This window comes from Kaistella faecalis (assembly GCF_019195395.1).
Lineage (GTDB): Bacteria > Bacteroidota > Bacteroidia > Flavobacteriales > Weeksellaceae > Kaistella > Kaistella faecalis.
The window spans coordinates 1,669,338-1,693,951 of sequence record NZ_CP078067.1 but is presented as its reverse complement, the minus strand read 5'-3'; the positions used below and the strand labels follow the sequence as shown (position 1 = coordinate 1,693,951).

Annotated in this window: 23 protein-coding genes and 1 tRNA gene; 3 read left to right on the top strand and 21 right to left on the bottom strand. The window is 39.6% G+C overall.

Features of this window, described 5'->3' with window-relative positions; genetic code table 11:
• Nucleotides 1-38: 38 nt before the first annotated feature.
• On the top strand, nucleotides 39-1,727 hold the full coding sequence (locus tag KTV93_RS08080) for a putative transporter (protein WP_218248448.1): 1,689 nt from the start codon (nucleotides 39-41) through the stop codon (nucleotides 1,725-1,727).
• Between the two features lie 64 nt (nucleotides 1,728-1,791).
• Here the strand turns inward: KTV93_RS08080 and yajC are convergent, their stop codons facing one another.
• From yajC to nusB, 3 genes are read right to left on the bottom strand one after another with little or no spacing between them, the layout of a single operon-like run.
• The gene (yajC, locus tag KTV93_RS08075) at nucleotides 1,792-2,121 is read right to left on the bottom strand and encodes a preprotein translocase subunit YajC (RefSeq protein WP_218248447.1); all 330 of its coding nucleotides are present in this window, start codon (nucleotides 2,119-2,121) and stop codon (nucleotides 1,792-1,794) included.
• A 19-nt stretch (nucleotides 2,122-2,140) separates the two neighbouring features.
• A complete protein-coding gene (locus KTV93_RS08070) occupies nucleotides 2,141-2,623 on the bottom strand; it encodes a DUF1573 domain-containing protein (RefSeq protein WP_218248446.1) in 483 nt (160 codons plus the stop codon).
• A 9-nt stretch (nucleotides 2,624-2,632) separates the two neighbouring features.
• Complete coding sequence (gene nusB / locus KTV93_RS08065; protein ID WP_218248445.1) at nucleotides 2,633-3,538, bottom strand: transcription antitermination factor NusB; 906 nt, start codon at nucleotides 3,536-3,538, stop codon at nucleotides 2,633-2,635.
• 160 nt (nucleotides 3,539-3,698) lie between these two features.
• On the opposite strand from nusB, the gene KTV93_RS08060 reads away from it, so the two are divergent.
• Both KTV93_RS08060 and KTV93_RS08055 read left to right on the top strand, forming a co-directional pair.
• Nucleotides 3,699-5,360, top strand: coding sequence for an ABC transporter ATP-binding protein (locus KTV93_RS08060; protein WP_218248444.1), 1,662 nt, complete (start codon nucleotides 3,699-3,701; stop codon nucleotides 5,358-5,360).
• A 114-nt stretch (nucleotides 5,361-5,474) separates the two neighbouring features.
• Nucleotides 5,475-5,810 (top strand): DUF3276 family protein, encoded by a 336-nt coding sequence (locus KTV93_RS08055; protein ID WP_218248443.1) that lies wholly within the window; start codon nucleotides 5,475-5,477, stop codon nucleotides 5,808-5,810.
• 111 nt (nucleotides 5,811-5,921) lie between these two features.
• On the opposite strand, the gene KTV93_RS08050 is transcribed toward KTV93_RS08055, so the two are convergent.
• The 18 genes from KTV93_RS08050 to KTV93_RS07965 form a co-directional block, all read right to left on the bottom strand.
• Nucleotides 5,922-5,997 (bottom strand) — tRNA-His (locus KTV93_RS08050).
• A gap of 34 nt (nucleotides 5,998-6,031) precedes the next feature.
• The gene (bshB1, locus tag KTV93_RS08045) at nucleotides 6,032-6,751 is read right to left on the bottom strand and encodes a bacillithiol biosynthesis deacetylase BshB1 (protein WP_218248442.1); all 720 of its coding nucleotides are present in this window, start codon (nucleotides 6,749-6,751) and stop codon (nucleotides 6,032-6,034) included.
• Between the two features lie 32 nt (nucleotides 6,752-6,783).
• The gene (locus KTV93_RS08040) at nucleotides 6,784-7,461 is read right to left on the bottom strand and encodes a hypothetical protein (RefSeq protein ID WP_218248441.1); all 678 of its coding nucleotides are present in this window, start codon (nucleotides 7,459-7,461) and stop codon (nucleotides 6,784-6,786) included.
• Nucleotides 7,458-8,324, bottom strand: coding sequence for a dTDP-4-dehydrorhamnose reductase (gene rfbD / locus KTV93_RS08035; RefSeq protein WP_218248440.1), 867 nt, complete (start codon nucleotides 8,322-8,324; stop codon nucleotides 7,458-7,460). The genes KTV93_RS08040 and rfbD overlap by 4 nt, the downstream gene beginning before the upstream one ends.
• Entirely contained in the window at nucleotides 8,321-8,809 is a 489-nt protein-coding gene (locus tag KTV93_RS08030) for an acyl-CoA thioesterase (protein WP_218248439.1), read from the bottom strand. The genes rfbD and KTV93_RS08030 overlap by 4 nt, the downstream gene beginning before the upstream one ends.
• A gap of 62 nt (nucleotides 8,810-8,871) precedes the next feature.
• Nucleotides 8,872-9,366: an OmpH/Skp family outer membrane protein gene (locus KTV93_RS08025; RefSeq protein WP_218248438.1), complete on the bottom strand. Its 495-nt coding sequence runs from the start codon at nucleotides 9,364-9,366 to the stop codon at nucleotides 8,872-8,874.
• A gap of 33 nt (nucleotides 9,367-9,399) precedes the next feature.
• Nucleotides 9,400-10,041 carry an OmpH/Skp family outer membrane protein gene (locus tag KTV93_RS08020; protein WP_218248437.1) on the bottom strand — a complete coding sequence of 214 codons (642 nt, stop codon included), beginning with the start codon at nucleotides 10,039-10,041 and terminating at the stop codon, nucleotides 9,400-9,402.
• Between the two features lie 11 nt (nucleotides 10,042-10,052).
• Nucleotides 10,053-12,590 (bottom strand): BamA/OMP85 family outer membrane protein, encoded by a 2,538-nt coding sequence (locus KTV93_RS08015; RefSeq protein ID WP_218248436.1) that lies wholly within the window; start codon nucleotides 12,588-12,590, stop codon nucleotides 10,053-10,055.
• A gap of 23 nt (nucleotides 12,591-12,613) precedes the next feature.
• Complete coding sequence (locus tag KTV93_RS08010) at nucleotides 12,614-13,366, bottom strand: isoprenyl transferase (protein ID WP_218248435.1); 753 nt, start codon at nucleotides 13,364-13,366, stop codon at nucleotides 12,614-12,616.
• Between the two features lie 4 nt (nucleotides 13,367-13,370).
• Nucleotides 13,371-14,288 carry a type IX secretion system protein PorG gene (gene porG, locus KTV93_RS08005; RefSeq protein WP_230259135.1) on the bottom strand — a complete coding sequence of 306 codons (918 nt, stop codon included), beginning with the start codon at nucleotides 14,286-14,288 and terminating at the stop codon, nucleotides 13,371-13,373.
• A 158-nt stretch (nucleotides 14,289-14,446) separates the two neighbouring features.
• The gene (locus KTV93_RS08000; RefSeq protein ID WP_218248434.1) at nucleotides 14,447-16,936 is read right to left on the bottom strand and encodes an exopolysaccharide transport family protein; all 2,490 of its coding nucleotides are present in this window, start codon (nucleotides 16,934-16,936) and stop codon (nucleotides 14,447-14,449) included.
• The gene (locus tag KTV93_RS07995) at nucleotides 16,936-17,799 is read right to left on the bottom strand and encodes a polysaccharide biosynthesis/export family protein (RefSeq protein WP_218248433.1); all 864 of its coding nucleotides are present in this window, start codon (nucleotides 17,797-17,799) and stop codon (nucleotides 16,936-16,938) included. The genes KTV93_RS08000 and KTV93_RS07995 overlap by 1 nt, the downstream gene beginning before the upstream one ends.
• A gap of 33 nt (nucleotides 17,800-17,832) precedes the next feature.
• Nucleotides 17,833-18,948 carry a glycosyltransferase family 4 protein gene (locus KTV93_RS07990; RefSeq protein WP_218248432.1) on the bottom strand — a complete coding sequence of 372 codons (1,116 nt, stop codon included), beginning with the start codon at nucleotides 18,946-18,948 and terminating at the stop codon, nucleotides 17,833-17,835.
• A gap of 6 nt (nucleotides 18,949-18,954) precedes the next feature.
• Nucleotides 18,955-20,085 (bottom strand): EpsG family protein, encoded by a 1,131-nt coding sequence (locus KTV93_RS07985; protein WP_218248431.1) that lies wholly within the window; start codon nucleotides 20,083-20,085, stop codon nucleotides 18,955-18,957.
• A gap of 15 nt (nucleotides 20,086-20,100) precedes the next feature.
• Nucleotides 20,101-21,090: a glycosyltransferase family 2 protein gene (locus KTV93_RS07980; protein WP_218248430.1), complete on the bottom strand. Its 990-nt coding sequence runs from the start codon at nucleotides 21,088-21,090 to the stop codon at nucleotides 20,101-20,103.
• Between the two features lie 11 nt (nucleotides 21,091-21,101).
• Entirely contained in the window at nucleotides 21,102-22,634 is a 1,533-nt protein-coding gene (locus KTV93_RS07975; RefSeq protein ID WP_218248429.1) for a hypothetical protein, read from the bottom strand.
• The gene (locus KTV93_RS07970; protein ID WP_218248428.1) at nucleotides 22,627-23,478 is read right to left on the bottom strand and encodes an FkbM family methyltransferase; all 852 of its coding nucleotides are present in this window, start codon (nucleotides 23,476-23,478) and stop codon (nucleotides 22,627-22,629) included. The genes KTV93_RS07975 and KTV93_RS07970 overlap by 8 nt, the downstream gene beginning before the upstream one ends.
• Before the next feature lie 47 nt (nucleotides 23,479-23,525).
• The gene (locus KTV93_RS07965) at nucleotides 23,526-24,602 is read right to left on the bottom strand and encodes a formimidoylglutamase (protein ID WP_218248427.1); all 1,077 of its coding nucleotides are present in this window, start codon (nucleotides 24,600-24,602) and stop codon (nucleotides 23,526-23,528) included.
• Nucleotides 24,603-24,614 lie beyond the last annotated feature (12 nt).

Below are 24,614 nucleotides of genomic sequence, written 5' to 3'. Positions count from 1 at the left end.
TGAAGTTATAAGCACTAAATTTGATTAAAATTCAAGACATGTTTGATTGGTTAAAAGCATTACTACTTCCTGTTGAAAACCCTACTGTAACTCAATCCATCGTTGTAATTATGTTAGCGGTGGGATCGGGAATTTTCTTTGGCAGGTTAAAACTCGGCAAGATTACCTTTGGTGTTTCGGCCGTGATGTTTACGGGACTAATTTTGGGGCATTTCGGCTATCGCATTGATCATGGAATTCTAAACTTCATCCGTGATTTCGGTTTGATACTTTTCGTATATGGTATTGGTTTACAGGTTGGGCCATCGTTTTTTTCCTCATTCCGCAATGAAGGTTTAAAGTTTAATATTTTAGCTGTCTCAACTGTACTGTTTGGCGGGGTAATTACGATTATTCTGTACCATTTGACGGGTTTGAAAATGGAAGATTTGGTGGGAATCATGAGCGGTTCTGTGACAAATACACCGGGTTTGGGAGCAGCAAAAAATACGATCGAGGAAATAAAGGCGTCATTTCCCGACCGTGCCTTTAATGACCCAACCATCGGGTATGCCATCACTTATCCGCTAGGCGTTTTCGGAATCATCGGAACGATTATCCTTTCGAAAATTCTGCTTAAAATTCATCCGGAAACGGAGATGCGTAAATTCCGCATGTCGAAAATTAACAGTGAACTTCCGCTGATTCACAAAAAAATGAGGGTTACGAATCCTGAATTTTTCGGAAAAACAATACACCAGTCGATCAAAGATTTCGGGCATGATATTGTGATTTCGCGGCTTAAACACAGTGGTAGCGAAGCGGTAAAGTCCCCTACTTCCGACATGCATCTGAGAGACCGCGACGTGCTCATGCTGGTGGGATTGGAGAAAGATGTTGATGATTTTATTGCCCTACTTGGCAGGCCATCCAGTGATCTTTTCATCGAATCCGATTCTGACATTCACAATAAAAATATTTTCGTTACCAAACCTTCGGTGATTCATAAAAAACTTTCTGAACTTGATCTTTACAACACCTATGATTTAAAGGTAACGCGCGTATTCCGTGCAGGGCGGGAAATTCTTCCGCGACCTTCGCTTGAACTGTTTTATGGCGATAAATTAAGGGTAATCGGTTCTAAAGAAGCGATTGAAGAAGTAGAAAAAATTATAGGAAATTCAGAAAAAAAACTTCTCGAGCCGGATTTTCTTTCGCTTTTCGGCGGTTTGCTGCTGGGAGTGATTTTAGGTTCAATTCCGATTGCAATTCCGAGTCTACCGGTTCCGATAAAATTAGGATTTGCAGCCGGCCCACTGATTGTCGCCCTGCTGATTTCCAGATATGGCGGAATCTCTTTCATCCATTCCTATATCAATAACGGCGCAATTTATTTTATGAAAGATTTGGGAATCTGCCTGTTTTTCGCCGCGGTGGGAATTCATGCAGGTGATGGTTTTTATGAAAATTTCATACAGTACAATGGATGGAACTGGCTTCTTTTTGGCTCAGCGATTACTTTCATACCGCTGATCACGATGGTTATTATCGGCCGTTTTATCATGAAGATTAATTTCCTGCAGCTGGCCGGAATCATGAGCGGAAGCTATACAGATCCCGCGGCATTATCTTTCAGTACCAATTATCTGGATTCTGATGTGCCTATTCAAAGTTATGCTCAGGTCTATCCGCTGGTAACCATATTCAGAATTTTTGTGGCGAGTCTTCTGATTTTAATATTTAGTTGAAAATATTGATATAAATAAAAAGAGCAACCCGTTTGGATTGCTCTTTTTATTTATTTTAAGAATATTATTTCTTATCGTCCGGCGCGGAATCGGGGAATCTCTGCTGCGTAAATTCTCTTGAAATTGCAGCTTTTTCAAACTTTAATTTACCCGAAAGCGTTTCAATTACCACTCCGTCTTCCTGGATCTGCGCAATTCTGCCGTGCATTCCAGAGGTGGTTACCACTCTGCTTCCTACCTTCAAAGTTTCCTGAAAACCTTTTTCCTGCTTGGCCTTTCTCATCTGCGGGCGAATCATCAGAAAATAAAATCCAACGAACATTAGGCCCATCATAATCATTGTAGGCATCATAGAACCTTCCGGTTGCGCAGCCTGTAAAAATATAGCTATCATATTAATTTAATTTAAATAATTAGGGCTGAATATCTGCTGAGAAACTAATCACAATAGGTGATTTTTCTACGTTGGCATACACCTCAGCTTGCTTGCTTACCAATCCGTCGAAACTTGCAGAATCGAACTTCAGGGTGATTTTACCTTTTTGTCCCGGGAGAATTGGTTCTTTGGTATAATCAGGAACGGTACATCCACAAGCAGGTTTTACTTCAGAAATTACTAAAGGATTTGCCCCGGTATTGGTAACTTCGTATACATGCTCTACTTTGTCACCTTTTTTAATTTTTCCAAAAGCAAAATTAGCTTCTGAGAGTGCAACAGTGGTTGCCGGACCTACTTGTGCAGCAGGTGTTACCGGTGCAGTTTCCTGAGCTACCTCAGGAGCAGCTGCTGTTTGTGTAGTTTCTTCAACAACCAATTGATCAGCGGTCTGGTCTTTCTTGCAGCTTACTAAAGCGAGTGCGGCAACAAGCGGTAATAATTTCACTAAATTTTTCATAAATTCTTACTAATTTCTATTAATATCTTTGGTATACTTATCTAAAATTCCATTGATGAAAATGTTGGAACGGTCCGTAGAAAAGACTTTCGATATCTCGATATATTCATTGATAATCACTCTGCCTGGCGTAAGCGGAAAATAATCGAGTTCGCAGATGGCGGTAACCAGGATGATTTTATCGATAAGCGAGATTCTCTCGATGTCCCAGTTTTCAAGTCTGCCTTTGAGCTTTTTCTCGGTTTCTTCCCAGTGGTTGAGGGTCTGTTTTAAAAGCCTTCCTGCAAATTCGCGGTCTTCTTCATCTTTAATCATCTTAATTAAAGTATGGCTTGGCTCATTCTCTTTAAAAAAACCAATAGTCTTCTGAATCATGGAATTTGAAATGTGGAAATCATCAGCCCAACTCAGTTCCTTACCTTCGATATAATCATGAAAATCTTCATTCTCTGCAATATATCTCAGAAATAATTTACCAATGAATTTCTGATCTTCCTCAAAAGAAGTTCCTTCTTCTTTCATAAAATCCTGATAACGCTTCCCCGCAGTCATTCGCTGGAAAGTCTTTACCAATAATTCATCGTGCAGATCCCATTTAAGATCCTGGTGTTTTGAGGTGAAAGAAAGTCTTTCGGTATTCTCTTCCAGCATATTCAAAACTTTGTTATTGATGAATTTCTGGTTGGGATTAATGTTATCTTCGGTCTTGATGTATTTATTTTTACCAATCTCAATCTGTCTTTCAGCGAGCGCTTTCAGTGCCACCAAAAAATTAAGCTGATAGATATAGAGATGATAGATTTTCTCGATTTGCGAGAACATGTTTTTCTCTAAAACGTCTGCTTTAATAGGGTTTTGGTAATATGAATATACCGATTCTACAACTTTTTCACGGATTTGTCTTCTTCCTAACATTTCAAAGAGCTTTTTATGCGTGCAAAGATAGCATTTTTTTGCAAACTGCTCTCCCGCCTGGCGTTTTGAATTTCAATAAAAATGCTCGATCAGTTTTCAATTTATTACTTTTGCATCAGGAAAATTTTCCGCAAAAATTCAGAATGCCAAAAGCCAATTTATGAACGCACTGAAAACCCTAAACCCTTATTTCTGGAAACACCGTATCCTGCTGTTTTGGGGATTCCTGTTTATTATCGCCAGCAACTTCTTCAGTATTTATAAGGTGCAGTTTGTAGGGAAATCTGTTGACCAGATTGCACAAACCGCGAATCAGGGCTTTAACAAACAGGTACTGATTTACGTAGCGATTATCGTTGTTTCATCAATACTCACAGGTTTTTTCACTTTCATGATGCGGCAAACCATCATTGTTGCCTCACGGAAAATTGAATACGAACTGAAAAATAAAATTTACACCCATTATCAGGAACTGTCTTTAACCGATTTCAAAAAAACCACAACCGGTGACTTAATGAACCGGCTTAGTGAAGATGTTGTCGCGGTGAGAATGTATCTGGGGCCAGGCGTAATGTATGTAGTGAACCTTATTATTTTGCTCATCATTACAAGCATTTATATGCTGAAAACCGACGTTTCTATGACGTTGTGGTCATTGGTTCCGCTGCCTATTCTCTCTTACGTTATATATAAAGTAAGTTCGATTATTAATCACAAATCGAAAATCATGCAGAAAAGCCAGTCTGCGATTTCGACCTTCGTACAGGACAGTTTCTCCGGAATCCGCGTGGTGAAGTTTTTTGCCAAGGAAAAGTATATTGAGAAAAATTACGGTATAAAAGTTAAAGACTATCAGGATAAAGCCCTGGACCTGGCGAAAACTGAAGCTTACTTTTTCACCATTATTCTATTTGTAATTGGGCTTTTGAATGTAGTAATTCTGGTAATCGGCGGACAAAAATATCTGAACAACGAACTGTCCGTAGGAAAAATTGCCGATTTTTTCATGTATATAAATATTCTGATCTGGCCATTTTCTATGGTCGGTTGGGTTACATCAGTAAACCAGAGAGCTGATGCATCGATGGCAAGGATAAATGAATTTCTCGACATGAAAACCGAAATCATCAATACCAATAACGAAATCTATCCGATCAAAGGAGATATTGAATTCAGGAATGTATCCTACGTTTATCCGAATACTGGAATCAAAGCTTTAGAAAATTTAAGTTTTACGATCGAAGCCGGGAAATCACTGGCGATAATGGGAAAAACGGGCAGCGGAAAATCAACGGTAGCACTTCTACTCTGCCGGCTGATTGACCCGACGGAAGGCGAAATTTTAGTTGACGGCAAAAACCTGAAAGAACATAATCTGGAAAACTACCGCAGACAGATCGGGTATATTCCTCAGGAAAGTTTTCTGTTTTCGGATACAATCGAAAACAATATCGGTTTTGCGGTGGACAAGCCCTCTTTAAAACTGGTCGAACAATATGCAAAAAAGGCGGATGTTCATAAGAATATTGTAGAATTTAAAGATCAGTACAAAACAATGGTTGGGGAAAGAGGTGTTATGCTTTCCGGAGGCCAGAAACAAAGAATCTGTATCGCCAGAGCCCTGATTAAAGAACCGAAGATTTTAATTTTTGATGATTCTCTGTCGGCGTTGGATACTGAAACCGAAGAAAACATTCTCCAGAATATCGAAAACGAAATCCAGAAAAGCAGCTCAATCATCATTACGCACCGCGAAAGCAGCGCAAAACGTGCAGATAAAATATTGAATCTCACTAAAGTAGAAACGACAGCATCGGCATAAAAATGCGGATTCGTTACTTATAATTCATTTTTGTTAACAAAAACCAATTAATTATTTTGCAATTAAAAGAAATCTTTTATATTTGTTAAATAAGATTTGAAAAAATAGCTACAAATGAGTGATTACAAGGAACGCCACGAAAATGAAATTTTCACAAAGGTGTTGAAAGCAGGAAGAAGAACATATTTCTTTGATGTTCGCGAAACTAAAGCGGGAGACTATTATCTGACAATCACCGAAAGCAAAAAGAATTTTGGGGAAAACGGAGAAGCAACTTTCGAAAAACATAAAATCTATCTCTACAAAGAAGATTTCAAAAGTTTCGAGGACATGTTCAGAGAATCTACAGACTTTATTATCAGCCAGAAAGGTGAAGACGTGATTTCTGAGAGACACGACAAAGATTTTAAAAGCCGTTCATTCACCATTGAATCCGACGACGAAGTTTAATAAAACAAAAGCATCCCATTAAGGATGCTTTTTTTATTTGCTTATCAAGTAGAATGAAAATAAAAGTATTACAAAATAAAAAAACGCACTGAAAATCAATGCGTTTTAAGTGGGTGAATGAGGGGTCTCGAACCCCCGACCTCCGGAACCACAATCCGGCGCTCTAACCAACTGAGCTACAATCACCGTTTGAGGTTGCAAATATAGGGTTTTTCGAGAAATTACAAAACTATTCCGTCAAAATTTTTGAAAGCAAGCAACTTTTCCGAAGTAAATCCTTCAGCGAAACCAACACCCGACAATCTGCCTAAATCCTGAGCTCTGTAAGTTAAACTTTCCAGAAAATCCTTCGTCGCGATCGGAGTCATCGGTTCATTGGAATTGGGGTCGTAAAACTGGGTTTTATAGGCGAGACAGGCTTCTATTTTCTTCTCCATGAAATCTGAAATATCCACAACAAATTCCGGAATTACATTTTTCCATTGGATGTAATGGAAAACCTGCTTTGGACGCCACTGTTGTTGGTTTTCACCATCCAATACTGTGTCAATTTTCACCAATCCTGCAAGAAAACACGCATCTGACACCAATTTCGAGGCTTTCGCATGATCCGGATGTCTGTCGTCAATTGCGTTAGCAAAAACAATTTCTGGCTGATACTTACGGATCATTTTCACCACCTGCATTTGATACTCTTCAGTATTGAGAATAAAACCGTCTTTCATTTTCAAATTTTCACGTGCTGAAATCCCAAGTACTCTGGAAGCTTCCGCGGCTTCTTCAGCTCTGGTAAAATTAGTTCCGCGTGTACCGAGTTCGCCTTGCGTTAAATCAACAATCGCAACTTTTTTCCCTTCGGAAATTAATTTAGCTAATGTTCCTCCACAACCGAGTTCTACATCGTCCGGATGGGCGCCAATGGCCAGAATATCTACTTTCATCTGTCTAAATTTAAATATAATTTGCAGCAATATTATTCCTGATACTGATAAACGGTGGTTAAAAACTGAGCATAAGACTGCTCCAGTCTGGTAATATCTCCAGATTTTAGGTTAATACCAGCGTTTCCATCAGTATTAGAATTCATTGAAAAGGCCGAAAACTGAAAAAATTGTACGGGTTGGTTTTCCTGTGCAGAAAGTTTGATAGCCGAACCCAAAAGTTTTCTAGTGGAAACGGTATAAACTTCGCCTGGAGTAAGCATCATTTTTGTAAAAGTACGCGGCTGAAAAGTCCTGTTAGCTTTATTGATGGCGATCGTCTGTTTCTTAAACGGTGAGGCAATAAGATAAATAATATTGTCTTCCTTGGAGAACTGATCGGGCGCAACATAATAAAGACTGAGTCTGTAATGGGCCGGATCAAATTTCTGCATTCCACCTTCCACAGCTTCAAAAGGCAGATACGAGAAAGCATTTGCTCCCACTTCTTTTGCTTTTTTGTAGATCATCCCGAAAACTTTAACATCGTCGTCAGAAAATCCCTGTACTTCAATTTCGCCCAGGTATTCTGAAGTTACTACCTCGGGATTTATTTTATAAAGAAACCTATCGCTGTTCGAATTTGTTTTTGAAACTTTATTAAGCACAACATTCTGTGCGAACAAAACCTGGCTGAACAGAATCACATATAAAAAGACTGATTTTTTCATGATTTCTGTAGAATTTGTATGCAATCTTCAAGAGAATTCTCCCAATGATTCAGTTCAATGCGGTAAATATTTTCTATTTTATCTAAAGCCATTGTACTTCGTTTCGGCCTTGTGGCCGGAGTAGGAAAATCTTGCGTGGTAATTGCATTGAGTTTAATTCCCGAATCTGAAAATTCTGCAATCTTTTTAGCAAAACCGAACCAGCTTGTTTCAGGATAATTGGAAAAATGAAAAATACCAAAGGTTTTTGTTTCAGTGTCGATGACTTTCATGATTGCTTCTGCTAAATCATTAGCATTGGTAGGCTGACCAAACTGATCCGCAACAATTCCCAATTCATCCTTAGTGGAGAATAAGTTCAGCATTGTTTTCACAAAATTTTTATTAAACTCTGAATACAGCCACGATGTGCGGATAATCACTGTCTTTGGATTAATATCCATCGAGAGTTCTTCACCTTTCAGTTTTGAGGCTCCGTAAATGCCTTGCGGATTCGTAAAATTATCTTCAGAATAAGAAATTTCAGTTTCACCATCAAAAACATAATCGGTAGAAACGTGAATCAATACGCAGTTATATTCAGCACAAGCTTCAGCTAAATTGGCCACTCCGTCTGCATTTACTGCAAAGGCTTTTTCAGGCTCTGTTTCCGCAAGATCTACCGCAGTATAAGCTGAAGCATTAATACAGAATTGCGGTTTATAGTCATAGAAAAAATCAGAAACTGCAGACCCATCTGTAATGTCAAGCGTTGCTGAATCGGTAAAATTAAATTCGTATCGGTCTTCAAAATCAGGAGCAATCTTTCGGATACAGTTCCCTAACTGTCCGTTACCTCCGATAATCAGTATTCTTTTTGTCATTTTGCGGCTGATTTATTCAGTTTTCTGAAATATGAAACTCTGCTTTGGAAATCTTTCTCCTCTAAATTTACCAAAAATTTGCGGAAAAGGTCTTTTGTTTCTTCAGGCTGTGATTCTGATCGGCGTGTTTTCATGTTGAAATAGATTACGGTAAGCCACAGTATGCTGTGAATGGTTTTTCCGTCTTCGCTTTTCATTAGAATCTCGACTTTCGACAGCCGGTCGCCCAGTTCTATTGTTTTGCTCGAAATCTGCACTTTGGCGTTATAACGCACTTCTTTAAGATAAGCAATTTCGTTCTGTACGGTGATCCAGGTGCATCCTGTCTGGCGGGTATAGCCCTCATAAGTAAAACCGTAACCGCTTTCTACATGATCTTCTCTTGCGTTAAGCATGTATTCCAGATATTTTACATTATTAAGGTGACCAATAGGATCGCAGTCGCTGAAGCGCACTTTCTCTACTGATGAAATTTCTTTTTCCATTTTACAAAATTAAAAAACCATCCTGAAAGTATCGGGATGGTTTAGGTTATAGAAAGGGTTTATTAAAGACCTAATTCTTTTTTTACAAGCGGAGTTGCGTCCGGACCACCTTTGTAGATTAATGCCGTAGAATCGATGATGAAATCAAAACTGTTTGCCTTAGCTACTTTAGCAACTGCATTGTTCAGTTTGTCGATGATCGGTTTTACCGCTGCATCTCTTCTTGAAGCCAAATCTTGTTGAGCAGTTTGTTGCAACGCCTGCAGATTCTGCTGCTTTTTCTGTAATTCACCTTCTTTAGCAGTTCTCTGAGCTTCTGTCATTTTAGCACCATCAGCCTGGTATTGCTGAACTTCTTTTTGGAAAGACTCTGCCTGCTTCTGAAGTTCGTCACCTTTAGTTTTGCTGAAAGTATCTAAATCTGTGGTCATTTTCTTAGTTTCAGGCATTGCTGCCAATACAGCTTCGTAATCCATAGATGCAACTTTCTGAGCGTTAACTGCTCCTGCTGTTATCAACATCATTACTGCTGCAAATAATACACTTAATTTTTTCATAATTGGGGTTGAATAATTTATTGTTGTTTAAATTTATTTTGATCTTCTAGACTGCGTTGCTGGATTCTTGATCTCTTTGTCTCTAGACAGTCTTAATTTTTCCTCTTTTGCATCTGCCTCGCTCATTCCTGATCTTGCAGGCTTTTCCGTGCCTTTTGTTCCTGAGTTTTTCAGCAACAAATCTAACACTTTATCTGTATAATCATAACGCTTTTCGAGGAAAATTACACTAATGTTATTGCTTTTATCAAGAACTATGCCCAAACTGTTTTTCTCTGACACTGTACGGATTGCGTTCCATATCTGGTCCTGGAAAGGTTTGGTGAGATTTGATCTTGCATTGTTGATTTCACCAAGAGTACCGAAACGGTTATTGATCATGTTCTTGATTTTCTTATCAAGGTCATCAACTTCTTTTTCGCGCTGTTTCAACTGATCGCCTACCAAAAGGACTCTCTCATTTTCCAGCAGGGATTTTTTCTTATCAAAATCCGACTGCAATGTTTGGATTTCGGTCTGCCAGTTGGCAATCTGCTCATTAAGCCTGTCCTGCGCATCCTTGTACTGAGGCATTTTACTCAGGATATAATCGGTATCGACAACTCCGATTTTCTGTGCACCAAGAGCACCAGAAAATATGAGAAGGAGCAGCGAAAATAATTTGATCTGTTTCATCTAATAACCTTTTATAATGATTGATTCATGAGGAAGTGGGTTTTCCATCCTGCAGGTTCAGTACCCATAAGCGTTTTATCGAAACCGTAAGCAAAATCGAAACCGATAAGTCCGAACGCGCCCATGTAAACTCTAACTCCGACACCTGCCGAACGTTTCAGCTGGAATGGGTTATAGGTCCCGAACGAATTCCATGCATTACCGCCTTCCAGGAAGCTTAATGCATAAATTTTTGCGGTCTGATTCATAGAAATCGGGTATCTGAGTTCGAGCGCAAATCTGTTATAGATCGTTGCTCCACCGTATGGAGTTACATCTTCCAGGGTTCCGCCTGTTGAGGATGCATTTTCGTAACCGCGTAACGGCACCAATTCCCTACCGTCATATCTTCCACCAAACAATCCAGTTCCCCCTACATAAAATCTCTCAAACGGCGGTGCACCAAGTTCTTTGTTATAACCGTTCAGGAAGCCCATCTCGGCAGTACTTCTAAGTACCATCTTCCCAACAACCGTATTATATACATCAGCTTTCATCTTCACTTTATAAAATTCGAGCCATTTGTATTTTTCCACATTACTCATTGCAGCATAATTCTTGTCGCTGAAGAGTGAATAAGGGGGCGTAAACTTAACCGAAGCTTCTAAGTTGGAACCTTGCGTCGGGAAAATTGGGTCTAAACCGGCAGACATTCTGCTCAAACCAACATTGAAACTGAAATTTTTTGCAGAACCGTTATATTCAGTTTCATTACCAAACTGGAACGGATAATTGCTGAAATCATAGCTTTGATACTGGATTCCTGTATATAGGGAGAAATAGTCATCCGGCCATCTCAAAAGCCTGTTTAATCCCGCACTTGCAGAGAAAATGTTCAGTTTCTGAGTATCGCCAAACTGGTCTGAATATCTTACCAAAGACTGGTTTACACTTACAGAAAGTGCAGTAGGTCTTGTACCGAACAACCAGGGCTCGGTGAATGAAATCCCGTAATTCTGGAAATATTGCCCGGCCTGAGCCTGGATCGAAAGCGTTTGCCCGTCACCCTGAGGAACCGGTTTAAAATCTTTAAGTTTTAAAAAGTTTCTCAGTGAAAAGTTGTTGAATGTAAGTCCTAAAGTACCGATAAATGATCCACCACCGTAACCGGCCTGAAGCTGAACCTGAGAAGAACCTTTTTCCACAAGCGTCCAGTGTACATCTACTGTGTTATCCTGTGGATTCGGAACGATGTTCTGACCAACCTGCTGCGGATCGAAAAACTGCATCCCGGCCAAATCAAAATACGTTCTTTTAATATCGCTTTTAGCAAATAAACTTCCCGGTTTTGTTCTCAATGAACGCAAAATTACGTGGTCATGCGTTGTGGTGTTCCCACTCCATGTCACACGGTTCCATGTTGCTTTTTCGCCCTCGTTAATCCGGATTTCCAAATTGATGGAATCACCTGCAACTGATTTTTCGATTGGAGTAACGTTAGAGAACAGGTATCCGTTGTTCATATAAATTGACTTGATATCGGAATCGTCTTCTTTTCCGCCATCCTCGCCTACTTTCTTGTTGAAACCAACAGCATCATAAATGTCACCGGTTTTATATCCTAAAACTTTCTGAAGATAATCGGTAGAGAACGCTGTATTTCCAAGGAAATTGATGTCTCCAATATAATATTTTTTTCCTTCACTAAGTTTTACATTGATTTCAAAATCATTTTTAGGATTTCTCCACACGGAATCGGAAACGATCTTCGCATCACGAAAACCTAATGAGCGATAGTAGTTTACAAGATTATTCTTGTCCTCTTCATATTTCTCTTCAATGAATTTTGATGGTTTCAGAATGCCCTGAATACCGAATCTTTTCTGCTTCGTGTCTTTGAAACCTTTTTTGCGCAGTTTGCTGTCTGACACATTCTCGTTTCCTTCAAATTCAATATGGCTGATTTTCACCTTTTTACCTCTTTCCACATTAATCGTCCAGTCTACCAATTCAGGATCCTGGGCATTAACTTTATCCTCAATAGTTACTTTGGCGTCAGCGAAACCCTTTTTAATATATTCTTTCGGAATATTCGTTTTCAGGGTTGAAACTAAATTCTGGGTGATTTTGGTTCCGGGTTTCAGGTTGTTGTCTTTGGCGAGTTTTTCACTTTTCGACTTCCCAATTCCTTTACCTGTAAATTTCACTTCTCCAAGGTCTTTAAGATCCTGCAGATTGAAGCGAAGCACGATCTGTTCGCCTTCGATGCTTTGAATATATACTTCAACTTCAGAAAAAGACTGTGTTTCCCACAGTTTTTTAATGGCGTTACTTATTTTCTGCCCTGGAATTTCTACGCTTTCGTTCTTGTTAAGACCGGTAAATCTTAAGATCTGTGCGGGGGTATATTTTTTTACGCCATCTACCACAATGTCTTTAAGGATGTAGGATCCTGTTTCGTTCTGAGCGTACACCGGGTTATTGTCCTGCGGCGTCTGCTCGGGAGTTATCTGACCATAGAAATGCGCCGAAGCCGCAAACATGATGATGGGTAAGAATTTAAACTTCATTTTTTATCTTGCTAACTTTTCTTTTATATATTTTCGTCGAGCTGTTCGCTAATTTTGCCGAATCTTCTCTCTTTGTTCTGGTAATCGTAGATGCACTTGAAAAAATCTTCTTTCCCGAAATCCGGCCACAGAATATCCAGAAACTGCAGCTCTGCATAGGCGATCTGCCAGAGCAGGAAATTGCTGATACGTACCTCGCCACTGGTTCTGATCAATAAATCTACAGGGGGGAAATCTTTGGTGTAAAGATGCTGTTCAAAAACTTTTTCCGTGATCTCGTCTTCCGTAAGTTCACCGGTTTTTACTTTGTGGCTGATTTGTTTTACCGCGCTAAGGATTTCATGCTGTGAGCCGTAACTCAAGGCAAGAATCAGGTTTCCTTTTTTGTTATCTTTAGTGATATCCACCAAATGCTGCATACTTGCGCGCACGTCGGCAGGTAATTTTTCAACATCACCGATGATATGCATCCGTAAACCTTTACTGAAGATTTCCTCGGCTTCTAAAATGATGGTTTCAGAAATCAAGCTCATCAGCGTATCTACCTCATCATCCGGACGGTTCCAGTTTTCTGAGGAAAATGTGTAAAGGGTAAGGAAAGGAATATGGATTTCGTTACATGCGTTTACGGCCTCCCGAACTGCTTTAATAGCGTGTTTGTGGCCAAAAGTTCTTTTTTCACCACGTGATTTCGCCCATCTTCCGTTGCCATCCATAATAATGGCGACATGCTGGGGAAGCTGATGCGTATTGATTCTCTCTTTAAACGACTGCATTATTTTACTCTCCACAATAACAAGGGGGTCTGCCAAATGAATAGGTAAGGCCTATCGATACGGTATTTACCCAGTCTTTTGAATTTATATTTCCTACTTCACGGTTTTTCAGAAATTCTGCGGCTCTTTCTTCTGCTACCTGAAGATAAGGGCTCTCCTGCAACAGTGATTTTGTAGATCCCGGGGCCAGAATATCTTTATTGTAAGTAACCTTCACTTCTTTATCGTTTACAACACTGTAGTCGATTGAATCTGAAAATGTAGGCCTGAACATGAACTCTCCGAAAAGTGCCCAGTTATAATTAAATTTATACTTCAAACCAACGCCGAACGGGATTGCCATTGTAAGCTGGTTACCCGACTCGTAAGTCGGAGAGGTCTCGAAATCGGTGCTGCTCGTAGGGGCAATTGCTGTACCACCTGCATCACGTCTGAAATCATTAACCAGTGAAACTTTGGTAGAATTTGCAAGTAAGCCGCCCACACCTGCAAAGATATAGGGACTTGCAAGGCTTTTCTGTTCATCATTTACCGGGAAAAAATTATATTCGAAAATTAAATCAGCCTCAAGAATCGAATTGGTTCCCCACAGATTTCTGTTCCTGCGGTACTGCTCTTTCGCCACAGAATCTAAAAACTGAATATGGCTGTATCCTACATTCAACCGTACGGTTTGGTACGGATTAAAATTCATTCGGTACAATATTCCGCCATAGAAAGGAATCCCATAATCACCAATGTTGCTTAAAACAGGTTTCTGGAGAATATAGTTTGTTCTACCGATATCGCCAACCAAGTTACTCATGCCCAGTTGCACCCCCAATTCGTGCCGTTGTCCCTTATAGAAACCCGACATTAAAATAAGCGCAAAGAAGGAATAAATCAGTTTGTTGTGCATGAATGACTGAACATCAATTTTCATAAATAATTTTGCAAATATAAAACATTTTTACTTTAAGGAAATTCTTAATTTTAAGTTAAATAACCTCAAAAAAGCATAATTTATTGATCTAAAAACGGCAATTATACCAGTTTATGATTTCACTATAATAAAACCCTCCACTGCGAGGGTTATTAAGATCAAGCTCGGCCGAAAAGTTTTCTCAGTTTATTCCGGATTTTAATCAGCGTGGGTTCCTGGTAATTCTTATCCTCATCAAAATAACCGTAACCGTAGCCGTAACCATACCCGTACCCATAACCGTAGCCCTGCTGCTGCTGATAATCATTATAAACCAGCCCCAGATTCTGCACTTCCCGATTCTGGTATTTTTCTGTAATCATCTTCAACATATACTTCTCGGTATATTCGTGCCTTACAACGTAAATACTCGCATCCGCATACTTCATGAGCTCAAAGGGATCTGCAACCAAACCAACCGGCGGAGAATCGATGACGATAAAATCGTAGATCTTTTTCAAATCTTCAAGGAATTTTATATTGCGGTCGCTCATTAAGAGTTCCGAAGGATTTGGCGGAATAGGGCCGGATGTCGCTACATGAAGATTGGGGATTTTGGTCTGATTTATAATCCTCTCCATGTCAACTTCACCGGTAAGATAGTTAGAAATTCCGTATTTATTATCAATTTTGAAGTCCCCGAAAATCTTCGGTTTTCTTAAATCCATTCCTAAAAGAATTGTTTTCTTTCCGCTTAAACCCAGTACCGAGGCGATGTTGATTGAAATGTAGGTTTTTCCTTCGCCACCCACCGAAGAGGTAAGTAAAATCACTTTTGATTTATTATCTTCTTTATGAAGGAACCTCAGATTGGCACGTATTCCCCGAAAGGCCTCAGATATTGATGATCGTGGCTGCTCCAGAACTGTAAGGTTATTATCATGTGTATTTTTGCCGATAACTCCAAGAAGCGGAATCCTGGTGGCCTGAAGCAATTCTTTAATGTTCCTCACGCGGTTATCCAACACTTCAGAAATTCCAATAATCAATAATGGCAGCAAAAGCAAACCACCGATGATAGAATATTTCGTTCTCTGCACGTCCGGAGCAATAGGTCCCTGTCCCAAATTCTTTGCAGGATCGATTACGGTAATATCGGATTTATTGGTGGCAACCCGTATCTGCGTTTCGTTCTGTTTGGTCAGCAAAGTGTTGTAGGTTGCTTCAATCATATTGTATCCCCGTTCTGCGTCCAGATATTTCCTTTCTTTCTCCGGGTACGCTACTAAATCTATACTTTCGCCTGCAATCAGCCTGTCAATCTTAGCGATTTCGTTCAGGTAAGTGGTATAATAATTTCGGAGAGAACCATTTGAATTCCCCCTCGCTTCGTTGATCAACCTGTTGATTTCGCGCATCGGTTCCGAATTCGGGGTGTAAATCAACGCAAGTTCGCGTCTCTTTAAATATAGTGCTTTAAGCTCTGATACTGTAGCGCTGAAAACTCCGTCTTCAATTCCGGCTGCATTCATGCTGATCATTCGGTCCAGATTCTGCGATGCAAGGGTATTTCTGATGCTGTTGAGTGAATTAATCCTCGTGAGTAGATCTGCTTTCTTTGTTTCGAGCTCCTTGATCCGTAAAAGTGCTTTTTCATCGCGGTCTTTAATATCATACAGACCTTCACTGATCTTCATATTATTAAGCACTAAAGCGCTGGAATCTAATTTCTTACGTATTTTTGCTAGATTTTCGTAGAGGTAATTCTCAGTGTTTTTATCTACAGTATTACGGTCAATAAGTCTTTTTCGCTGAAGTTCATCTACCGAGGTATTAAGAAAGTTCACCGTTCCGTTCAGATTATAACCGCTTTTAGAAATAATCATAATGGTATTGATTTCTTTATCGAAATCGACATTGATGGTTGAAACCAGGTCATTAACTGTTTGATTAACAGTTGACAGATTAAGAATTATATTCTCTAAAACAATCGGAGTCGGCTGTGGATTTTTTACCAGTCTGAATTTAAAATTCGGGGACACATACCATTCGTTCACCGAAATCACCTTATTCGCAGGCCTGTTATAAGGGGAAACGGTCGTGAAATTTTCCGTAACATAAGAATAGAGCGATGTTGTTTGACCTTCATCCGGAAGTACAACCTCATATCTTCCGCCGGTTTTAGGAATAAGCGTAATCGGATAGTTTACCTGTTGCAGATGGCTTTTATCAACTTCAAGAAAAACCGGAGAATCATATTTGTCGAGGTAAGTCTGTTTGATGACTCCTTTGGTTGAATAATTAATGAAAAGGTCCAGTTGCTTTACCAGGTATTCGTTGTGTGAACGGGAGAGGAGCATCTTTTTCAGATAAATCCCGTCCTGATTTCCATTCTGACCCCAAATGAAGTTAATCGATTGATTTGGAGTGAAATAGCTAGCCGTATTATTCGAAATACTGAGTGACAGGTTAGAAGCATAAATGCGCTGCGCATAATACTTGCTGTACACCCATGAAATAGCATACCCAAAGGCCGCCATCAGTGCAAACCAATACCAGTTTCTAATAATTCTTCTGACGAAATGCTCGACATCAAAAAAGGCGAAAGAACCGACTTTTTCGGATTGTTGAGAGGCAGATTTACTTGTGTTTTCTTTACCGGGAATCATTAGAGTCGTGTTAGAATTAAGTAAATCGACATTGCGGTGGTAATTACAGAAACCCCTGTTGTAAGAGTCTGGATCGGATCTTTGCCTAATCCGTTCAGGTTTTTGGATCTGGTGGTGAGGAAAATCTCATCGCCGTTCTGCACCCAATAATAAGGCGAATTCATTACATCCTCGCGGGTTAGATCGATTTGGGCAATCTTTATCCCTTCGGGCAGCTTTCTATGAATTTTGATGTTGGTTCGGTCCACCGTCCTGTTAAGTCCGCCATTAATGGAAAGTGCTTCGGTAATTGTTAAAGTGTTTTTATGTGTTTTTTTTTCGCCGGAAATTTCTATGGTTTCCACATCTCCTAAAATATAGTAGGTAATTCCGTCGGTATTGAGGCGGACTTCTGATTTACCTTCTACAAAATTTTCATTTACCCGGTTCTGGATTTCCTGAGTAATGTCTTCTATAGTTCTTCCTTCCGCTTTTACAAAGCCAATTCCCATGATATTGATGTCACCTTTGGAATCTACTTTCAGTCCGTTGAAATAGAAATTTGAATTTCCGCCCTGGCCACCAACGGAGCTCATTACTCCTGCAGAATTTGATCCTGAAGCTGCACTTACCGCTGCAGCGGGCGGCGCATTTAATGTGGAATAAAACTGTGCTGCGTCGCCTTTTGGTGTAGTTACAATATTCAGGTTCAGCATATCGTTTTTAGTCACTCTGTAAATGGGAATATTATAGGGAACCAAACCTTCTTCGTTGATTACCAGACTTTCATTGGGCTGAAGATACCGGACGTCTTTTGTAGAGATGCACGACGAAAGCAGAAGAGGAATAAGGAGGAAAAATAAAACTTTATGGGTTTTCATCATTTTAAAATGTGGTTTTTACAAAAATAACAATAATTATACAGGTTTTCTTAATAATAACACAACTTTCGGAAGATATGCGCCTACAAAACCAAGAACTATAATGACTAAAAGCAGGAGATTAACATTAATATGGCGGAAAAAATATGCAACGCTTACGATAAACAAATAGTACAGCAAAATATAAACAGTTGACCTCCGGTGAGTTAAGCCTAACCTCAGCAAAGAATGGTGAATGTGATTTTTGTCGGCCACTAAAGGTGATTTCCCGGATATGATTCTGATGAGAAATACATTCAGAGTATCAATTATCGGCAGTATAAGAATCGCCATAGCAATTGCCGGCGCTGACTGGAGGTAATATCTGGGAACTTCAGGCAGTTGCTTATCAATGAAAATATCAATAAAACAGATTGCTGTAAAGGCCAGAAGAAAACCTAGAATCATAGATCCGGTATCTCCCATGAATATTTTATTTTGCCGGTAATTGGAAAGGTTAAAATACAGGAAACCGATTACCGACCCTATAATAACGCCGGAAAGCACCACAAGAGGATAATTGTACTCACCCAGCCTGTAATAACTGATTCCGAACATCGCGCTGCAAAGGATGGAGTAACCCCCGGCAAGACCATCAATACCATCAATTAAATTAAATGCGTTGATGAGCACGATGAAAGTAAAAATACTAATTGCCACGCTGAAGAAATAATTGAGCTCATAAACTCCAAAAAGTCCAAAAAAGCTTCTGATACGCACATCTGAACCAATTACGATAAGGGCTGTCACGATAATCTGTGCAAAGAGTTTCTTATAAGCACGCATCACCACGATATCATCCATCACGCCGATGTACAGAAGTATTACCAGCGAAGCGAACAGAAATTTGTACATATCAAAAAGTTCGAACGCAAAAATAGAGGCACAAACTGCCAGAGAATAAAAGATAGAAATCCCGCCCAGGTTTGGGATTTTTCTTAAATGCGAACTGCGCGCCCCGGGTTCGTCCATCAGGTTTTTTCGCCTCGAAATTTTCACTACGGTAGGAATCGTATAAAATGTCAGCAGAAACGAACAAAGGAATCCCAGCCCTAACTTAACATAGAACTGTGGTATTCCGGATTGTGCGAGTAAATCTTTTATTTCATCCATTACTGTTTACCAAAGTGCATTTTTATACCGTTCTGTAGTAAATCCGCCACGGTGAGCATTTCCACTTCCAAAGTAGAAAAACATGGCTACAAAATACATCATAAATCCCAGATAGAGAATCTGTCTTTGCCGTCCTTTTACAGCGTATACTAAATTACTGAGGCAGAACATCGTTACAAAGAACATATATGCTCCCGGAAGCCGGACTGCAAAAATTTCATTAGACCGGAAGAAATAGAACAGCGCCATCCCAAATACGGCCAGATTTCTCATATATTCGTACCACCAAACCTCATCGCAACCTTTCTTATCATATCGGATTAAAATTACAATAAATATAATCTTCACCAAATCATTAAGGCCGGTTTCTACCTCTGTTCCATAGTACCGGTCATCCAGATAACCAGTATATGCTCCGGAAATATCCTGAGGAGCTATTGAACCAAAAAAAGCACTTCCTACGCGGTAAAGCTCGAAGGGTGAGGAAAGCAGCGCAATTACCAAAACCCAGAAAATCCTTTTACTGTTCATGGGAATCAGCACAAGCCAATATGCGGGTAGAAATATGATTGCCGTTTTATGAAATCCCAGGGCGATATAAATGCACAGCAAAAACATGGGCAAATTACGTTCTTTAATGAACTTAAAAGAAGCCACGCAAACCGCAATTCCCAAGCCCTGTCGCATTTGCCCCGAATCCTCAAAAAACATAATCGGCATAAAATAAAACAGTAATGCCAATGTGGGAAATGCAACATTCTTATAAATAGCAGTAAATTTCAGCGAAACCGCAATTACCGCCATGATTAAGGTTACGATATAAAACGGAAAACCAAAATCGAAAACGAGTTTATTGATGAGTACGAAGATCCATTCAATCTCTTCAGAATTTGGCCGGAAAAGCGCCTTATCGAGAACATCTCCGTAGGTTGTGTAAATAGCAAATCCGGAAAAAAGCATTTTGTAGACAGGATAATCTGCTCCCACATCGATCCTGAACCCGATTGCAAGAATAATCAGGATGGCGGTAACCCACGTAAAAACACTCTGTTTTTTCTCCAGCCGGAAAATTTCCCAGTAACTCGCAAATGCAAGAAAGAGGAAAATTACGGTAAAAACGGGATGTAGAATGGGCATAAATAGATTCGTGTTCTATACCAATTTCCGCAGCAGTTTTTCCTGCCCAATGAAATACAGCAAATAATAAATTTTTTTCTTCAATGGCAAATATAGCAGATAATTCCGACCGAAACGCCTATACGACAATATATCTACAGTCGAAATCTTATTTTTACGGAGGAAAACCTTCAGTTCCCGCGACATCTTCTGATAGATCTGTTCATCTTTCACAAAAGCGAGATAGGCAAGAAAAGTATAAACGCCCTCCAGAATTTTAAAGTTTTTTATTTCCTTTTTCATGTGGGAATATCTGGAATTTTCAAACGCTTTTTCAACCTCATCAACGGCATGCAGAATATCCAAACCATTTTCTGTATGCGTTTTAGTGATCGAATCTTCGCGTTCCAGATAATGATAATGATAGTTCTGCGTCCGAGCAATAACACTACATTTCAGAAGCAACTGCGGAATAAGTTGAATATCCTCGAAATGAATGCCTTTTTCAAATCTTTTGCCTGCGAATAAATCTCTTCTAAAAATTTTATTGCACGCGAAATAGGATAAATCTGCAAAGACTGAAAAATGATCTTCCAGAACAATCCGTTCCGGCATATTGGGAATTTGGGTGAGTTTCTGTGTGATTTTTCCCGCCTCGTCAACTTTCTGCAGATTGCAGATGACCATTTCAGCCTCGTGTTTTTTGGCGAGTGCATACATTTCGGCAAACATTTTTTCAGAAACCGAGTCATCACTGTCTACAAACGCGATAAATTCTCCGGTTGCGCGATCGAGACCAAAATTCCTGGCATCACTCAGTCCTCCGTTTTCCTTGACGAAAGATTTAATCTTTAAAGGAAATTTTTCACTGAATTCATCAATAATAATTTGCGAAGAATCAGGGCTGCCATCGTTCACTATTAAAATCTCAATTTCCTGTAAAGTTTGATTCACCAAAGAATTTAAACAATTTCTGAGGTATTTTTCAACGTTGTAAACAGGAACAATAACTGAAATTTTAATCATCAACTGTCCTTTTATTTGGCTAAATGGTACAAATAATAATCCTGACCAATTGGGCGGATTCCGTAAATCCAGCGCAGAATTTGGGGCGCATTCTGGTGAAGCTCTGCAATCGGATAGCTTTTTATAAACTGATAATGGGAGTCGAAATAAGCCTTATCAGTAGCAGTCATTCTGTAATAACTTTTTGCGTCACCGGGTTTGTAGATGATGGTCACAATATAATCGGGTTTATATTCCTTTACAGCATTCATCCACCAGTACTTTTCATCTTTCTGCATGTGAGCAGTTATTTTCTTGTTGACCAGGCCTACTTCATCATAAGTGTATAAATGAGTATAATACGGTATTTTGCCTGCCGGTTCCAAAAATATAGACTCGCCAATGTCGGGATTTTCATTCTGAATATCTTTTGCAATCTGCATCCTCTGGGTCTCCTCCATATAACCGATTGCCCACGACTGCAGCAGTTGGAATCCATATAAACTTAAACAAAATGTAAAGATCAATGGCAGCAGAACTGTCTTTCTAACAGGGACAAACCGAAGCAAATAATATAAAACCACCACAAACAGAAAAACCCGTGGCAGCCAGTAATACCAATCGAAATAGGCCTGAAGGAAAGCAAAAACCGTAATTTTAATCAGCGCAAAGGCACACATGGCAAGCACAATTACTTTGGTAGGAAAGGTAATCTCGGCTGGCTCCTTTATCATTTTGTAAATGCCATATCCCAGCGCAGCAAGAAAACCGGTGAAGATTAAAAATGTAAATAGTGAATATTTTTTGATCAGTCCGCCGTAATACGCCCACTGGAAGAGCAGAAACTCTAAACTATTATTTCTGGAGAGATTTTTATAGGCAATTTTTTTAGCCTTAATTGTATGGTTTACCAGCTCCCCAAAATAAATCATATTAAAAGCCACAACACTCACGAGGCCTACAATTCCTCCGAAAATAAAAGCCGGATTGAGTTTTTTTCTGATGATAAGATCCGCTACAAAAAATACACCTAGGAATATGACGGTATCGATCCTGGTCCAAAGCAGCAGCACCGGGAAGATGAAATATGCCCATTCTTTGCCCTTCCGTAATCCAAAATAGATCAGGCCGCTGTAAAGAAAAAACAGGATTCCATACTCCATTCCAAGGCAGGATGCTGTAAGCGCAGGCGGAACCATATTCAGTAAAATCACAAAAATTCCACGGGTCACTAAGTCTTTCCGAAACAGAACTTTTCCTAACCACCATGATCCTATTCCAAAAAGAACACAGTTGAAAATAAGCTGCGGATAAATAAAATATTCCCCGAAATTCAACTGAAAAAAAGCAGACACCAGAACATACAAATGTGTTGTAGAAGCCGAAAGCTCTTCTTCACCATTAAAACCTATAACACCATAATTCAGCAAATTACCTGCGACACGCCAGGTAATAAAAGAGTCTTCCTGAATATGATGCGTAAAAAACACGGGAATCTTAATGAGTACCGTAACCAGAATAAGCAGAAATGGATTTGAGAAAATGCCGGGTAAAGATTTACTCATAGTCATAATTCAAGTGGTAGCGGTTGTATCTCTCGTACATTTGGCTGATGTAGGGGCTGTGTTTTTCTTCTACAAACCAGAAAATATGCAACCGCTTATAACCCTGCGACTTCAGAAATTCAACCAGTTTTGGTGATTTTTCTGCCCAAAGTTCGATGACAAAAAGCGGTTTGTGTGTGCTTACAAATTCGTGCATCCCTTCCAAAACCTCTTCCTCATAACCTTCCACATCAACTTTCACGATGCATAAATTCTCAATTTCAAAATCCTGGTAAAGATCATCAAACCGCAGAATCTTCACCTCATCTTTGCTGTCGCCATTTTTTTCGCTTACAGACGCTTCACCCAGTTCAAGACTGTTGAAATAAATGGTCTCATTGTCGGTCTTATTGCCAAGTCCCGCATTAAAAATCTGCGCATTTTCATAAACTCCGTTTGACTTCAAATTATGCTCAAGTGCCCTGAAATTCGTTTTTAAAGGTTCAAAGGAGATTACTTTCCAGCCCTGTTTTGACATTAGCGTACTGAACCTGCCGATGTGCGCACCCACATCGATGAAAGTACCTTTTTCACCATTCAGAAATTCGGTTAGAAATTGGGTGAGATCCGGTTCGTAGCTTTCCAGTGTTGCCCAGAAATCAATCGTATTCGGGCGTGTTTCTAAAGTTACATTCTGGTATTTGAACTGTGCCTTAGGAAATTTAATGAAAACCGGAAGCTTTAGGTTTTTAGAAATGTAGTGGTTGTAAAACGCTGCCAGAAAATGCCTGCGATGCACCGGTTCTCCTACAAACTGATTCTTGATGTTTTTCACCGTTCTTCTTAAGTGCTCTCTTCTTGTCATGCGATTGTAATTACCTGAATATAAATTGTTAAGATCATTTAAAGGGATCAGTTTTTAATAAAACGGATATTTAAATGACCGCGTTTTGCATCTTCATATTCCAGGCGGGAGCACGGAATAAGATTTTCCGGTTTCTCTTCGTCGCCAAAGTACCACAATCCCGAAAAACTGTCGCGTTTAAATGCATACTGCTCCTCGTCAATCATCACCCAGAAGGTTTCGTACTGGCGGTCTTTGGGATGCGTGTGCTGAATATTTATGCCCTCAATCAAATGCCATATCATTTGCGCAAGCAACTGGTGGTTGATGAAGGTATCTGAATGTGCATTAAAGTTGAATATTCCGACTGATTTCAGGTTTTCGCTAAGGCCAATTTCTTTCATGTAGGCACAGATCTCGCGTCTGTTCAATCCGTTCACCTGAGGGTTTACCGAAAATCCGTCGCCAGGACTTTCTACCGCATCGCAATTTACTGTTACCAAATCTGCGCGCCGGAAAAAAGGCTCAGTTTTTTCCGTAGAATTCATCATTTCTGCAAGCCTTATCACATCAAATTCAACCTCTTTCATCAATTTTACCGAGTCTGTTTCATTAAGATGTTTCTGATAGCCCAGGTGGTGATAATTTTTGATGGTGAAGTTCTTTGAACTTAAGATTCTTGAAAGGAAATTCTTTTCAGTGATTTCTTCTCCCTCATTAGCGAGGGAAATAATATTTGAAATTTGAGTGTAATTTAAATTTTTCTGATGAAAATTAAGTGCTGAAAACAGAGAGAATGCGAGATCGTTGCTCCCGCCGATAATCACCGGAACAGCATTTTTGTAATGACACATAGAAAGAAGTTCCTGAAGGATGTAGTGCGTATCCTGATGCGTCCTGCCCGAAATAACATCGCCTAAATCACATAACGAAACCTCGAAATCGAGTTTGGACAGTCTGTAAAATTCATTCCTCACTTTCCTGAAATCGAGAATTTCGGCTTCACCATTTTTCACTCCGCGATAGTCTGAACAGAAGATAAGTACAATACCATTTTCCTGGATATCGTGAGATATAATACTGCCGAGCTGCCATTTTTCAGTTTTAATTTCTCGGGGCGTAATGATAATATCTTCGATGTTCATGGTCTGATAATG